Source organism: Chryseobacterium electrogenes (assembly GCF_053553015.1).
On record NZ_JBNPPB010000002.1, the window covers coordinates 307,441 to 321,166 of the forward strand.

A 13,726-nucleotide genomic window follows, 5' to 3' on the forward strand; every position below is an offset into this window, starting at 1 on the left:
AAAATGTTTAATAAAGTTATTGTAGCAGAAGACCACGAGATAAGAAACTTAGGCGTTATTAATACGCTTAACGAATTACAAATTAAAGAATATGAATTTGTAACTTATTGTGATGAAGCATTGCATAAAATAAAAACTGCAATTAATAATAATGTACCATATGATTTATTAATCACAGATCTCAATTTTGATAAAGATTATATGGACCAAAAGATTACGTCAGGTCAACAATTAATAGAAGAAGCCAGAAAGCTTCAGCCGGATATAGCAGCAATTGCTTTTTCGATAGAAAAAAAACCTCAGATTATTGATGATCTTTTCAAAAAATATAATGTCAATGCTTTTGTAAGCAAAGGTAGAAATGATGGTAAAGAATTAAGAACAACCATTAAGAAAGTATATGCTGGCGAGATTGTAGTGCCTCAGGAAATCCTTAATTCTATTAGGAATAATTCTTTGGAGTTTAGTGAGTATGATGTACATATATTAGAGCTTCTATCAAAAGGTTGGAAACAAGCAGATATAGGCGTTTTTCTTAAAGAAAATAATTTCGGACGTGATAGCAAGAGCGCTATAGAAAAAAGGCTCAATGAGCTCCGTGGTAGTCTCAATGCTAAGAATAATATAGAAATGATCGTTATTTGTAAAGATCTCGGGATTATATAATCTGTAATATATTACAAAAACGCCAAGGCAAAATCTTGTTATTGCCTTGGCATTTTAATTTATTTTTTAAATAATTTTTGGATCTATATTGTATTTTTTTAACCCAAAATAGTCTGTAATTATTATACTTTTACAGCATCCGGAACCAGAAGGTGATAGTCTCCACCAAAAGAAATAATCTCTCTCACAATACTGCTACTGATAAAGGATTTTCCTGATGAGGTCAACAAGAAAACTGTTTCTAGTTTCTTATGAGATAAGGTTCTGTTGGTATGCGCAATGGCTTTTTCGAATTCAAAATCTGCGGGATTTCTCAATCCTCTTAATATGAAGTCAGCCCCTTTGCTTAAGCAATAATCGACGGTTAATCCTTCGAAGTCATCAACTTCTACATTAGGGAAATTTTCGAAAGTTTTTAAGATAAACTCTTTGCGTTGCTCTAGACTGAACATGTATTTTTTCTGAGAGTTTTTGCCAATTGCAATGATGATTTTGTCAAATAAAGGCGCGGCTCTCTCTACAATGTCATAATGCCCTAATGTTATGGGATCAAAAGAACCAGGAAATACAGCTATTCTCATAGTTATTCTAATTAAATCGTTTTATGAAGTGCTTTCTCTACTTCGTTGCCACAAAGATCCTGGATGGATATTCCGTAGATTTTGGCTTGTTGCGGAAGGATACTAGCTGGAGAAAATCCAGGATTAGTATTCATCTCCAGCATATAAGGTTCTCCGTCCATAATAATATATTCGCTGCGAGAAAATCCACTCATGCCTAGCGACTCATAAGCTTTGATAGAGATTGCTTCTACTTTTTTTCTTGTTTCGTCATCTATTCTTGCAGGAGTAATCTCTTGAGAAGCACCTTCGTATTTAGCTTCATAATCGAAAAACTCGTTATCAGGAACAATTTCTGTAATGCCCAATACGGTAGTTTTGCCATGATAATCCAATACACCAACGGAAACTTCTGTACCGTCTAAGAAACTTTCTATCAATATTTCATTATCTTCTTTGTAGGCAAATTCTATAGCTGCTGATAATTCTGATTGTTCTTTAACCTTAGAAATACCAAGGCTACTGCCAGATTGATTAGGTTTTACAAATAATGGTAAGCCTAATTCTTTTACAATAGCTTCTTCATTAATTGAGTCTCCTTTTCTTAAATATATGCTTTTTGCAGAAGGGATATTGTATTTTGATAATACAGCGAGCGTATCTTTTTTATTGAAAGTTAATGCGCTTTGATAAAACCCACAACCAGTATACCTTTGTCCAATGGCATCCCAATAAGCTTGAAGAATTCCGTTTTCTCCAGGTGAGCCATGGATGATATTGAAACAAACATCAAATGTTAATAGATCTCCGTTCTTTAATGTTACAGAAAAATCTGCTTTATTAATAGGATGTTTATCATTATTTTCATCTAAAAAATACCATTCGTCTTTAAGAATAATAATTTTATACACTTGATACTTTTCGCGATCCAAAGAATCATAGATTAATTGACCACTTTTGAGAGAAACGACATACTCGTCAGAATAACCGCCCATAACAACGGCTATGTTTTTCTTTTCCATAAGACTTATTGAATAACGACAAATGTAGAAATTTTTGTTAACTCCATGGTAATTATTAAGATTTTTATTTGGCTTTTTCAATTAATAATAGAGATGAGAATGTTATTAAATTCGTGAAGAAATCAAAAGTTATCCAAAATTTATTATCTATATTTGCGTTGATATTTCTGTAATAAAAAGAATTAATATGTTCAAATCACTTTTCAACTGGAAAGTTTTGCTTAATATAATAGTAGCAATGGCTCTTTTTGCGGGCTTGGTATGGCTAACGTTTCGTTGGCTAGAGTTTCATACGAGTCACGGCGAAGAAATCCCGGTTCCTAACGTAGTCAATATGTCTGTGCAACAGGCTGTGAAAGTTTTGGATGATTCTGGGTTAGAATATGAAGTAGATAGTTTAAAATATGACCCGAAATATAAGCCTTTACAAGTATTGGCTATTTTCCCTTCGGCTGGGTCTAGAGTTAAAAACGGAAGAAATATAATGCTTCAGGTTAACCCACGATCATGGGCACCAGTTGCAGTACCAGATATTATAGATCGTTATAAAGGACTGGCATTTAATCAACTTAATTTGGTAGGGCTTAAGGTAGGTGATACCTTGTATGAGCCAAGTATCCAGAGAGATGCCATACTTCGTATTTTGTTTAAAGGTAAAACTATCAATCCAGGAGAACTTTTACCAAAGTTTTCTTCTGTAGATTTGGTTATTGGTTCTGGACCAAAAAGAAATGTTACCGTTCCTAATCTTGTGGGAAGAACAGTACAAGAAGCGAAAAAAATCATTGCTCAGAATCTCTTTGAAGTAGGTATTATAGACTTCGAATCTGGCAAGGCCAATGATGCTGATATTATTTATTATCAAGATCCACCTTTCGGGGCTCTGCGTGACCAAGGTATGCAGATTGATCTTTGGGCGAGTAGTAAAACGCCTGCAGAGATGCAAAGTAAAATATACCAATTAGATAATATGTATCGCCCTAGAGTTGATACGGTAGCACCGTCACCAATTAGATACGAAACAATAGACGACAATATACCGGCTCCCAAACCAATGCCTAAAAAAGAAGAGCCAAAGCCAGTCGTAACACAACAGAATAATACATCAAAACCTACGACAATAAATAATACTAAAACGGCTAATCAACAAGAGAAGCCTAAGCCTAAAAAAATTATTGTAGAGTAAAACAAAAGGCTTCAACGTAATTTAGTTGAAGCTTTTTTTTAATTATAGAGACAGATATATGATAGAAGATAATGAAGATTTTATTGATGAATCTTTAGATGACTTATCCTTAAGTGAAGAAAATAGTGGCCTTTTTGAACACCTTAATCTAATAGTGGACAAAAAGCAAGAGCCTTTGCGTATTGATAAGTATTTATTAATTTTTAGACAAAATTCATCCCGAAATAAGATTTCGCAAACTTGTCGCGCCGGAAATGTTGTAGTTAATGGATTACCTGTAAAACAGAATTATAGAGTAAAACCAGGTGATGAGATAAGTGTTCTGCTGGCTCATCCACCAAGAGAAAATGTTATTATTCCGCAAGATATACCTATTAATATCATATATGAAGATGATGATTTGGTTATTGTAGACAAAGAACCTGGTATGGTTGTCCATCCTGGATTCGGAAATTGGGATGGGACTTTGGTTAATGCATTGGCTTTTCATTTTCAAAAAGATCCTAATTATAGATCAGATCTGGATAGAGTAGGATTAGTACATAGGATAGATAAAGACACTTCGGGACTATTAGTTATCGCAAAAAATGAATATGCGTTAAGTTTTTTAGCAAAACAATTTTTTGATCGTACTACCAAGCGTTTGTATTGGGCTTTTGTCTGGGGTAATCTATCTGATGACGAAGGAACGATAAGAGGTCACATTGGTCGCCATCCAAAAAATAGAATGCAAATGTCTGTCTATGAAGATGGTAGCCATGGTAAACATGCTGTAACGCATTATAAAGTGTTAGAACGTTTTAGATATATGACTTGGGTGGAGTGTAAACTAGAAACAGGTCGTACACACCAGATTAGAGCGCATTTTCGTCATGTTGGTCATACATTGTTTAATGACGAACGTTATGAAGGTCATCAGGCTTTAAGAGGAATTAATTTGCCTAAATATAAACAATTTATACAAAATGTCTTTGATGTATTGCCAAGACATGCTCTGCATGCTCATACACTAGGTTTTATACATCCTACGACAAAAAAAGAAATGTATTTTGAAAGTCCAATGCCAGATGATATGAAAAACGCTGTAGATCGTTGGAGAAATTATTTGGATAATAATTAAGAGACACTAATTTTATTATATTTGTTAAGTGAAAAAGATCTATTTATTTATTAGTACGAGTTCTATAGCTATATTCTCTTTGTTGTCTAATACGATGAAAGCGCAGGAAACTTTACCCATATACCAACAATATTTATTGGATGGGGAGTTCTTGTTTAACCCAGCATTATATGGTGCTACAGACGATGTCGTGCTCAACCTGAACTATCAAAAACAATTTTCTAATTTTAGCGAATCTCCCAATGTTCAATCAGTAGGGATGCATGCTAATATTTTTGATAGAGTAGGAGCAGGTGTGTCATTTTTCAGAGACCAAAACGGGCCTATTTCTGCTAATGGTATTACGCTAGGTGCATCATATTTTATCCCGCTAAGTGATGATGATGAGCGTCAGGATCAATTTTCGTTTGGTACAGGAGTTAACTTTTATAATATGAATGTTGATCTAGGTATGCTTACGCCACAGAATCCTAATGATGGGGTATTAATGGATGGTGCTAATAGTATTTTTATGGCGTATGCTAATCTTGGTATGGCTGTAAAGTATAAAAAGTTTTTTGCTGGAGTTTCCGTTTTAGATATTGCTTTGAGTAATGATGTTCCTATTGTTAATGGTATAGAGCCTTCACCGATAAAGATTATTTCTAATCTAGGCTATGACTGGCATTTTACAGATGGGTTTTATATTACACCATCATTTTTAATGAACCTCAATACCAATTCTACCAGAGTTATGGATTATAATTTGATGGGTACAATTTATGGAGATGAAAGTAATTTTTCTGCTGGTGTGAGTTTCCGTAGTGCAAAAAATAAATCTGGTAGCCAGAACTTGGGAGTTGCACCGGTTATAAAAGGTCAGATCGGGAAGATCACTTTTGGAGCCATTTACAACTTTGGAGTATCCGATATTCAGCAGTATACAGGGAATAGTTTTATGTTAAGCCTTGGATTTAAGATAGAGAATTTTATCAACGGACAAGGTTTTAGATACAGATAATTTTTTTAAATAAATAATATAAAATAGAAAGCCAAAGTATTTTGGCTTTTTTTGTTGAAATGATATACCTTCATATTCCTTTTTGTAAGCAGAAATGCAGTTATTGTAATTTTCATTTTTCGACGTCTCTTAAGTTGAAAGATGATATGTTGTCGGCGATTAGAAAAGAGTTGGCTCTGCGTCATCATGAGCTTCAAGATAAAACCTTAACCTCGCTTTATTTTGGTGGTGGGACGCCTTCGATTTTAGAAATAGATGATATTAAAGCCTTATTGGATGATATTCAAAAATATTTTCAGTTTGATAATAACATAGAAATTACTCTAGAAGCTAATCCTGATGATCTGGATCAAAAATTCTTAAAAGCTTTATCCACAACAGAAATTAACCGATTAAGTATCGGCACGCAATCTTTCTTTGAAGAAGATCTTAAATTGATGAATCGCGCGCACAATGCTTCTGAGGCAGAAAGCTCTATAAAACGTGCACAAGATTTAGGTTTCGAAAATCTTAGTATTGATTTAATTTATGGTTCGCCGACTTCTGATTTTAATATTTGGAAACAGAATCTACAGAAAATAATAGATCTCGACGTTCCGCATGTGTCGTCTTATGCCTTGACGGTAGAGCCCAAAACGGCGTTGCATCAATGGATTTTGACACAGAAAATTAAAGCGCCTGATGAAGCAGAACAAAATGACGAATTCTATTATATGACGGACTTCTTGAAACAAAATGGATTTCAGCATTACGAAATTTCTAATTTTGGGAAAGCGGGTTTTCATTCCAAACATAATTCGGCATATTGGCAATATCAACCTTATTTAGGCTTAGGGCCGTCTGCACATTCTTATAACGGCGGCAACGCGAGAAGTTGGAATATCGCCAATAATCCCAAATATATCCAACGACTTTCTGAGAATCAATTGGCGTTAGAAACCGAAATTTTATCAGATAAAGATCAATATAATGAAATGTTAATGATTGGATTGAGGACAATTTGGGGTGTTGATTTGGATATTTTAAATTCTAAATTCTCGGAAGAAATGTTATCGACGTTCAGGAAATTAATTCAGCCAAAAATTGAAAAAGGCATCTTGAAAATTGAAAATCAAAAGTTAATAATCCCAGAAAAACATTGGTTTTTAGCAGATGGCATCGCGTCGGATTTATTTATCACCGATTAACATAATAATCACTACATTTATATTAGAAAGAATATTGTTTTCTGTTCTGTCAATCCTAATTTAATATTTAATTTTGCGAAAAAAATCTTTGAAACCTAACTATACCACACTTTCGCCAAAACAACCCATCGGGATTTTTGATTCTGGTGTTGGCGGATTAACTGTTGCTAAAGAAATTAAAAGGTTAATGCCTCACGAAGATTTAATCTATTTTGGTGATACCAAGCATTTGCCGTACGGTGATAAGTCCAAAGAAGCGATTGTAGGCTATTGTCTTAAGATTGTGCAATTTTTGTTGGAGATGAATTGTAAAGCGATTGTTATTGCGTGTAATACCGCGACTGCTAATGCATTGAAAGAAGTTTTGGCATTGGTTAATAATCAAGTGCCCGTTTTTGATGTTATTAATCCTGTGGCAGAAAAAGTGGCTTTCGAGATCCATACCAATGTTGGTGTTATTGCCACCAAAGCAACTGTTGCTTCGGGACTTTATAAAAAAAGTATCAAGAAACTTAATAAATTTATTAAAGTTGATGAGCTGGCAACGCCCATGTTGGTGCCTGCGATAGAAGAAGGTTTTGCCAATCATCCGATAACGCACGCGATTATCTACAATTACCTTTCTAATAATAAACTGAAAAATATAGAAACTCTAATATTAGGTTGTACGCATTATCCTTTGTTACAAAATGAAATCAAACAATATTACGGTAACCGCGTTAGAGTCATAGATTCTCCCAATATTGTGGCGAGCCAGGTGATGAGTATTTTGGATAAATATCAACTTCTTAATGATAAAAATCCAGAGCCATCTTACCGATTTTATCTATCTGATATTACTAAGAATTTTGAAAAAATATCCCGAAAGTTCTTCGGGAATAGAATAGCATTAGAGCTGAAAGTTTTATAAACTTTCAGCTTTTTTTTGGAAGAAAGAAAACTTGATGTTTCCGTATTTTTTAGACTCTACAAAATAAGGATGATCCATTTTCATTCGGCTTTGATGTTCTAGGATAAAAGTGCCGCCTTCTTGCATAATGTCATCTTGGAAAACAAGATTAATCAGCTCATTATATTTGCTTTCTTCAAGCTCAAAAGGTGGATCTGCAAAGATTAAAGGATAGGTTTTTCCTTGATTTCTTTTACGTTTTAACCATTCAAAAACATCAGAACGTTGTATATTAACTTGTAACCCAAATCCCAATTCTTGCGCCGTAGTATTGATAAAACCTGCATGTTTAGGATTCATCTCTACCGTTGTAATATCTTTACAATCTCTAGAAGCAAGCTCTAAAGTGATAGATCCAATGCCTCCAAATAGATCTAAAACAGGAATGTATTCTAAATCAAAACGATGTTCTATAATGCTAAACAACGCCTCTTTGGCAAAGTCTGTGGTTGGTCTTACATCGAAATTTTTGGGAGCAGCAATTCTTTTGCCTTTCCATCTTCCGGAGATAATTCTGTACATTGATATGTTGGGTTTACTCTAATTTTAAATTATACACTCAAGATGAATGCTTTTTTATGAAGATTGTCGAACACTATTTTTAAATGTTTGACAAATTTTTGAAGTTCTGAAATAAAAGTCTCGTTTTCTGAAGTTTCACCATAAAGATAAAAGTAAGTATCATTAATCCCGAAACCAATTTTGCTAAGAGAAAACATGATGAAATATAAGAAATCTACCTCAGACGAAGCATCAAGATTATTATATAAAATTATTTTTTTGTTCTCTATGGCAAAAAATTCTACCTGATTATGGTACAGATTAATGTGGATTTCTTTTTTCTGTTTGTTAGTAAGATTATTAAGGAATTTCTCACCAGAAAAATTAAATCCAGTTGGGATATTTTTCTTTTTAATCTTATTATAAAAATCTTTCGGAAAGCTATAATAAAATTGTATCCCGAACTTTTTGTTGATGGATAACATAAGTTCTTCGCTATTTTTATCCACCGGAGAATTGTAAGCAATCAAGTCAAATCCTAACTTATGCTGGTCAAAACCTTCTGGCATTAAGGTAAAATGATTAAGCGCGGATATTACATTAATCTCCTGATAATCGGTTCTTGCGAGGATGCTATCCAATTCTTCTTCTATTAAGTTGGCTGAGGTTTCTTCGGTTAGAAAATACAATTGATCTTCCAAAATTTTCTTAGATTTCGAAATTTGCCATTGTAAGCCATCCTTGGTAAAAAGAAGAGATAATTTTTGCATTCTTATTTATAGTAAAGTGCAAATTTATGAAATTAAAACTTATCTGTTGATTGCTAAGAGGTCAAAGTCGTAAATTGATATCAATGACGAAACAAAAATGAGCTTAATATTATTTTAGTCTTTATAATAATGTTGCTCTTATAAAAAACAATTAGACAATTCTTTAAGCCGTAATCCATACTGCAGTTTTGCAAATTTATCTTTATATTCGCAAAGCAAAATCCGATAAACAAATCGGAATATAAAATACAACAATGAAGAAGAGTTTCTTATTTTTATCCTTAATTGCTTCTATTAGCTTATTTTCTCAAGGAGGAATTAATTTTGAAACAACAAGTTTTCAGGAAATTCTCAACAAAGCAAAGCAAGAGAAAAAATTAGTTTTCTTGGATGCTTATGCCTCTTGGTGCGGGCCTTGTAAGATGATGGAGCGCAATGTTTTTACTAATCAGGCCGTTGCAAAATATTACAATTCTAGCTTTATTAACGCCAGAATTGATATGGAAAAAGGCGAAGGTCGTAGCATTGCACAGAAATATGGTATCAGAAGTTACCCAACTTTAATATTTCTTAATGGAGAAGGTGAGGTTGTTTCTAAAGAATTAGGTTACTTAGATAGTGATCAGTTTTTAAGCTTTGCAAAAGATTCTAATAAGCCTAACAATATTAATTCTAACCTCAAAGAACAATTTGCAAAAGGCGAAAGAGACCCGAAATTCTTAATTAATTTTGTTAATCTTTATGCCAATACCGAGCCCGAGCTAGCTAAGAAAGCATCTGAGGAGTATTTCAAAAATAAAAAGGACAATACTGTTTCTCCAGAAGAAGTTAATCTTCTACTTAATTTTACACAGTCTTTACAAGATCCTAATTATCAATATTTTGTTAAACTAAAACCAGAGATTATTAAACTTTTTAGTGAGCAGAATTATAATCAATTCAACAATCATCTAAAGTTGATGGATGTTTTCAAGCATTCTATTGATGAGAAAACAAAGATGATTAACGATCAGTATTTTATTACAGAAACATCTCAATTTATGCCACAAGAAGATGTTAAAATTTCTTTGGAGCTCATAAAACTTAATTATTATCCATCTGTTGGGATGTATGACGAGTACGAAAAAGTTGCGCTTGCTGCTTACGAAGTTGCTGATGGCAAATCTGCTAACGAATTATTAAAGGCTGCTTATGTTTTTAATGAACATGTTAAAAATGTTGCGTCTCTAAAGAAAGCCGCAATGTGGGCAGAAAAGGCGATGTTACAGCAAGATAACTTTGTTACCAGTAATATATTGGCACAACTTTACGATAAATTAGGTAGGAAAGACGAAGCAAAAATGATGGCGAAATCTGCGGTTCAATTTGCAGAATCAGAAGGTCAGGATGCAAGCAAGGCTAAGGATATTTTGAATAAAAAGTAAATTTAATTAATGAAAAAAATAATCATATTAAGCTTGATAATTTCTAATTTCTTACAAGCTCAAGAGAAAGAAACTTATATTAAAGCTAATGCATTGTTTTTACCAGTTGGGATTGTTAATGTTGGTGTTGAGAGACAGCTTAGTGAGCATTTTACAGTGCAAGGAGATATTTTTGTATCACCTTGGAAATCTTTTGCCGGAAAACATGCGCAGGCCTACCTTGTAGGTTTTGATGGGAGATATTACTTTAGCAAAGCTTTTGAGAAATTTTATGTTGGAGCTAATATAACTGGAGGTGTTTATAATATCCAAAAATGGAATTATTGGAATGATAATTTTTATGTCCATAAAGATGGCGAAGTAACACCTTATCTACAATCTAATCTTTATCAGAAAGGGTTTACCTTTATCTTTGGTGCTGTTGGAGGATATCAGTTTAACATTAAAGACCGTTGGAATATTGATCTTTATCTTGGCATAGGAACAATGCAAAGTTACTATAAAGGATATGATAAATTAAGTGGTGATCGTTATGATACCGAGGTTGATAGACCAGGAAAAGTTTGGGATAAAAGTGGAGAATGGCTACCTTACAGAGGTGGTGTTATGATTTCTTATAAACTGTAAGTATGAAAGTAAATAGTTTTAGATATGCAGTGGTTGCTGCGATTACCTTTATTATTTTGTTTTTAATGAATTATATAGGTAGTGATTATGAGGACAAATTAGAAAGAGCTTTGTTAACTGCGGTTGCTGGAGTTATAGGACTTACCATAGGGATGTGGTTTATGTACCGTAATAAAGACGATGACAGACCACAGAATTTTGATTAAACATAAGCGTTAATTTTATAAAAATAAAAGCCTATTCATAATGAGTAGGCTTTCTTGTGTTAATCTGGATAGATGATATATTTAGATCTTATCTTTTGGAAATTTTCTAAGTCTTTTTTCCAAGAGGCTTTTATTTCTTTTTCTGACTTTCCGGCGATAATTTGTTTTCTTAACTCATCAGAACCCGCTAGCTTATCAAAAAATAGATTGCTTAAGAAAAAGTTTTGACTAGGATTTTTATAGTTAGTGTAAGCTTTTAGCAACCATTCTAGATTAATCTCTTTCAAGTTTTTTTGGTAATCGCTTAGATTTTCGCCAAAGCAAAGTTTACCATTAAGGAAAGGATCTTTACTGCCATAATTAGGTTTTGGTGTAAACTGATACGGCATATTTTCTGTCCACGGAGATCCATAAATCTGAAATGGAAGATCCGTACCTCGTCCTAGAGAAATCTGAGTGCCTTCAAAAAAACATAGACTTGGATACAGATTAATCGATTGGTCGTTGGGCAAGTTGGGAGAAGGTCTTTCAGAGATTGTATAGCGTTTTTGTTTATGGTAATCTTGCATAGGAATCACTTGATATTGTGCTTGGATACCTTTATTCATCCATTTTTCGCCGTTTACCATTTTACCATATTCGCCAATTGTTAAACCATAGACAACAGGAACTTGATGTAAACCTACAAAGCTTTTCCATTGATTTTTAAGCATTGGTCCATCAATATAACCGTCATGCGGATTAGGTCTATCCAATACCATTACGGGAATATTACTTTCTGCGGCAGCTTCCATGACATAAGTTAGAGTTGAGATGTAAGTATAAAATCTTACGCCAACATCCTGAATGTCAAATAATATTAAATCTGCACCTCTCAGTTGTTCAGGCTTCGGTTTTTTATTGCTGCCGTACAGCGAAATGATGGGCAATCCTGTTTTAGAATCTATACCATTTTTGACATGTTCGCCTGCGTCTGCATCACCGCGAAAACCATGTTCTGGAGCAAAGATGCTTTTAATATCGATTTTATTTTCAACTAAAAAATCTACGAGATGCGTTTTGTTTTGCAAAAGTGAAGTCTGATTGGCGACAACAATGACTTTTTTGTCTTTTAATTGATTGAGATAAAGCTCTGGTCTATCAGCAGCAGCTTTATAATCCTTACTATCTTGGTTTTGTGCGGTTATTATTTGGCTAAAACCAAAATAAATTAGGCATATCAAAAGTAATTTTTTAATTTTGGGGTCTAAAATCATTGATTTGAATTTTCCTTTATATTTCTCTAAAAAAATAGCGTTTTCCAAAGATAACAAAAATAACCTTTCTAAGATTATTGTCTATATTGGGCGCTTATCTGTGGCTTTAGGGATTATTGTGTCATTAATTACTGTATCCACAGGGTTAGGCTCTAAGAAAGCAATAGAAAATAGGATTTCTAACTTTAGTGGTGATATTTCTGTTAAATCTACTAGATCTAATTCTTCTTATAATTCTTCTGTTCTGGATAAAAAAGGTCTTGATTTAGCGAAAATTAAAGCTTTGCCTTTTGTTGCTGGGACGCAATCTTATGCGACGGTAAGCGGAATTCTTAGGACGGACAAGAATTTCTCTGGAGTAATCTTAAAGGGCGTAGGAAAAGATTTTGATAAAAATAGATTTCAAGATTTTATTGTCGAAGGAAGAGTGCCGGATTATAAAGAAGATGGCTATAGTAATGAAGTGATTTTATCAGAAAAAATAGCAAAAGATCTTTCTCTTAAGCCTAAAGACAGTATTGTTGCTATATTTTCTAAGGAAGATCAAAAACCTATTTATAGAAAATTTGTCGTTAGTGGTCTTTATAAGACAGATATCAAGTTGGTGGATGATTTGTTTATGATTGGGGATATCAATCACGTTAGGAAAATCCAAAATATGTCAGCGGATGATATTGGAGGATTAGATATTTTTCTAAATAACTCTAGCCACAGCGAGGAAGATTTTACTAATATAGAACAGTTTGTAGGCTACAAAAATTATGCAGAACGCGTGATAGATAAGTATCCTCAGATATTAGATTGGATTAATATTTTCAATCAAAATATCGCTTTGATTATAACTATAATGCTGTTAGTTGTGGTTATTAATATCATTACAGTTTTATTGATTTTGATTATAGAAAGAACCAACTCTATAGGATTATTAAAAACTTTAGGAACTACCAATGGGCAGATTAGAGCTATTTTCATTAATTATACATTGATGATTATGGTACCTGGTTTGTTACTTGGTAATATTATAGGATTAGGATTATTATTGATTCAGAAATATTTTGGAGTCATAAAGTTAGATCCTCAAAACTACTTCATCAGTACGGTTCCGGTAGATCTTAACCCGCTTTATATTGCGGCAATATCTTTGGGGATATTAATTATTTCGGGTGTAGCAATGATTATTCCGAGTTATATAATTAGCAAGATTTCTCCTGTTAAATCTATCAAGTACGATTAATTTATTCAGAATAATTAT

15 protein-coding genes are annotated in these 13,726 nt (G+C 33.3%); 10 read left to right on the top strand and 5 right to left on the bottom strand.

Annotated elements, in window-relative coordinates; genetic code table 11:
* Positions 1–3 precede the first annotated feature (3 nt).
* Positions 4–666, top strand: coding sequence for a DNA-binding response regulator (locus ACQQ6V_RS01450; protein ID WP_448843814.1), 663 nt, complete (start codon positions 4–6; stop codon positions 664–666).
* A 122-nt stretch (positions 667–788) separates the two neighbouring features.
* Here the strand turns inward: ACQQ6V_RS01450 and coaD are convergent, their stop codons facing one another.
* Together coaD and ACQQ6V_RS01460 are read right to left on the bottom strand one after the other, a co-directional pair.
* Positions 789–1,247, bottom strand: a complete 459-nt coding sequence (coaD, locus tag ACQQ6V_RS01455; RefSeq protein WP_448843815.1) for a pantetheine-phosphate adenylyltransferase — start codon at positions 1,245–1,247, stop codon at positions 789–791.
* Positions 1,248–1,258: 11 nt separating this feature from the next.
* A complete protein-coding gene (locus tag ACQQ6V_RS01460) occupies positions 1,259–2,248 on the bottom strand; it encodes a D-alanine--D-alanine ligase (RefSeq protein ID WP_448843816.1) in 990 nt (329 codons plus the stop codon).
* Positions 2,249–2,435: 187 nt separating this feature from the next.
* Here ACQQ6V_RS01460 and ACQQ6V_RS01465 point away from each other — a divergent pair, with 187 nt between their 5' ends.
* The 5 genes from ACQQ6V_RS01465 (at position 2,436) to murI (ending at position 7,651) form a co-directional block, all read left to right on the top strand.
* The gene (locus ACQQ6V_RS01465; RefSeq protein ID WP_448843817.1) at positions 2,436–3,434 is read left to right on the top strand and encodes a PASTA domain-containing protein; all 999 of its coding nucleotides are present in this window, start codon (positions 2,436–2,438) and stop codon (positions 3,432–3,434) included.
* 58 nt (positions 3,435–3,492) lie between these two features.
* Positions 3,493–4,554 (top strand): RluA family pseudouridine synthase, encoded by a 1,062-nt coding sequence (locus tag ACQQ6V_RS01470; protein WP_448843818.1) that lies wholly within the window; start codon positions 3,493–3,495, stop codon positions 4,552–4,554.
* A 28-nt stretch (positions 4,555–4,582) separates the two neighbouring features.
* Positions 4,583–5,554: a PorP/SprF family type IX secretion system membrane protein gene (locus ACQQ6V_RS01475; RefSeq protein ID WP_448843819.1), complete on the top strand. Its 972-nt coding sequence runs from the start codon at positions 4,583–4,585 to the stop codon at positions 5,552–5,554.
* A 59-nt stretch (positions 5,555–5,613) separates the two neighbouring features.
* Positions 5,614–6,741 carry a radical SAM family heme chaperone HemW gene (hemW, locus tag ACQQ6V_RS01480; RefSeq protein WP_448843820.1) on the top strand — a complete coding sequence of 376 codons (1,128 nt, stop codon included), beginning with the start codon at positions 5,614–5,616 and terminating at the stop codon, positions 6,739–6,741.
* A gap of 88 nt (positions 6,742–6,829) precedes the next feature.
* Complete coding sequence (murI, locus tag ACQQ6V_RS01485) at positions 6,830–7,651, top strand: glutamate racemase (RefSeq protein ID WP_448843821.1); 822 nt, start codon at positions 6,830–6,832, stop codon at positions 7,649–7,651.
* Here murI and ACQQ6V_RS01490 read toward each other — a convergent pair.
* On the bottom strand, positions 7,646–8,212 hold the full coding sequence (locus tag ACQQ6V_RS01490; protein ID WP_448843822.1) for an RsmD family RNA methyltransferase: 567 nt from the start codon (positions 8,210–8,212) through the stop codon (positions 7,646–7,648). The genes murI and ACQQ6V_RS01490 overlap by 6 nt on opposite strands.
* 29 nt (positions 8,213–8,241) lie before the next feature.
* Positions 8,242–8,961 (bottom strand): DUF3822 family protein, encoded by a 720-nt coding sequence (locus ACQQ6V_RS01495; RefSeq protein WP_448843823.1) that lies wholly within the window; start codon positions 8,959–8,961, stop codon positions 8,242–8,244.
* Between the two features lie 254 nt (positions 8,962–9,215).
* Between ACQQ6V_RS01495 and ACQQ6V_RS01500 the strand changes: the two genes are divergently transcribed.
* Genes ACQQ6V_RS01500 through ACQQ6V_RS01510 form a run of 3 tightly spaced genes read left to right on the top strand, consistent with a single transcriptional unit; the run spans position 9,216 to position 11,218 of the window.
* On the top strand, positions 9,216–10,385 hold the full coding sequence (locus ACQQ6V_RS01500; protein ID WP_448843824.1) for a thioredoxin family protein: 1,170 nt from the start codon (positions 9,216–9,218) through the stop codon (positions 10,383–10,385).
* Positions 10,386–10,394: 9 nt separating this feature from the next.
* Entirely contained in the window at positions 10,395–11,012 is a 618-nt protein-coding gene (locus ACQQ6V_RS01505) for a DUF3575 domain-containing protein (protein ID WP_448843825.1), read from the top strand.
* Between the two features lie 2 nt (positions 11,013–11,014).
* The gene (locus tag ACQQ6V_RS01510) at positions 11,015–11,218 is read left to right on the top strand and encodes a hypothetical protein (RefSeq protein ID WP_448843826.1); all 204 of its coding nucleotides are present in this window, start codon (positions 11,015–11,017) and stop codon (positions 11,216–11,218) included.
* A gap of 59 nt (positions 11,219–11,277) precedes the next feature.
* Here ACQQ6V_RS01510 and ACQQ6V_RS01515 read toward each other — a convergent pair whose 3' ends face one another.
* A complete protein-coding gene (locus ACQQ6V_RS01515) occupies positions 11,278–12,474 on the bottom strand; it encodes an exo-beta-N-acetylmuramidase NamZ family protein (RefSeq protein ID WP_448843827.1) in 1,197 nt (398 codons plus the stop codon).
* A 4-nt stretch (positions 12,475–12,478) separates the two neighbouring features.
* Here ACQQ6V_RS01515 and ACQQ6V_RS01520 point away from each other — a divergent pair, with 4 nt between their 5' ends.
* Positions 12,479–13,708, top strand: coding sequence for an ABC transporter permease (locus ACQQ6V_RS01520; protein WP_448843828.1), 1,230 nt, complete (start codon positions 12,479–12,481; stop codon positions 13,706–13,708).
* The last annotated feature ends 18 nt before the right edge of the window (positions 13,709–13,726 follow it).

Coding starts and splice junctions, on each gene's coding strand:
- ACQQ6V_RS01450 (WP_448843814.1), top strand. CDS start 4: ATGTTTAATAAAGTTATTGTAGCAGAAGACCACGAGATAAGAAACTTA.
- coaD (WP_448843815.1), bottom strand. CDS start 1,247: ATGAGAATAGCTGTATTTCCTGGTTCTTTTGATCCCATAACATTAGGG.
- ACQQ6V_RS01460 (WP_448843816.1), bottom strand. CDS start 2,248: ATGGAAAAGAAAAACATAGCCGTTGTTATGGGCGGTTATTCTGACGAG.
- ACQQ6V_RS01465 (WP_448843817.1), top strand. CDS start 2,436: ATGTTCAAATCACTTTTCAACTGGAAAGTTTTGCTTAATATAATAGTA.
- ACQQ6V_RS01470 (WP_448843818.1), top strand. CDS start 3,493: ATGATAGAAGATAATGAAGATTTTATTGATGAATCTTTAGATGACTTA.
- hemW (WP_448843820.1), top strand. CDS start 5,614: ATGATATACCTTCATATTCCTTTTTGTAAGCAGAAATGCAGTTATTGT.
- ACQQ6V_RS01490 (WP_448843822.1), bottom strand. CDS start 8,212: ATGTACAGAATTATCTCCGGAAGATGGAAAGGCAAAAGAATTGCTGCT.
- ACQQ6V_RS01495 (WP_448843823.1), bottom strand. CDS start 8,961: ATGCAAAAATTATCTCTTCTTTTTACCAAGGATGGCTTACAATGGCAA.
- ACQQ6V_RS01500 (WP_448843824.1), top strand. CDS start 9,216: ATGAAGAAGAGTTTCTTATTTTTATCCTTAATTGCTTCTATTAGCTTA.
- ACQQ6V_RS01505 (WP_448843825.1), top strand. CDS start 10,395: ATGAAAAAAATAATCATATTAAGCTTGATAATTTCTAATTTCTTACAA.
- ACQQ6V_RS01510 (WP_448843826.1), top strand. CDS start 11,015: ATGAAAGTAAATAGTTTTAGATATGCAGTGGTTGCTGCGATTACCTTT.
- ACQQ6V_RS01515 (WP_448843827.1), bottom strand. CDS start 12,474: ATGATTTTAGACCCCAAAATTAAAAAATTACTTTTGATATGCCTAATT.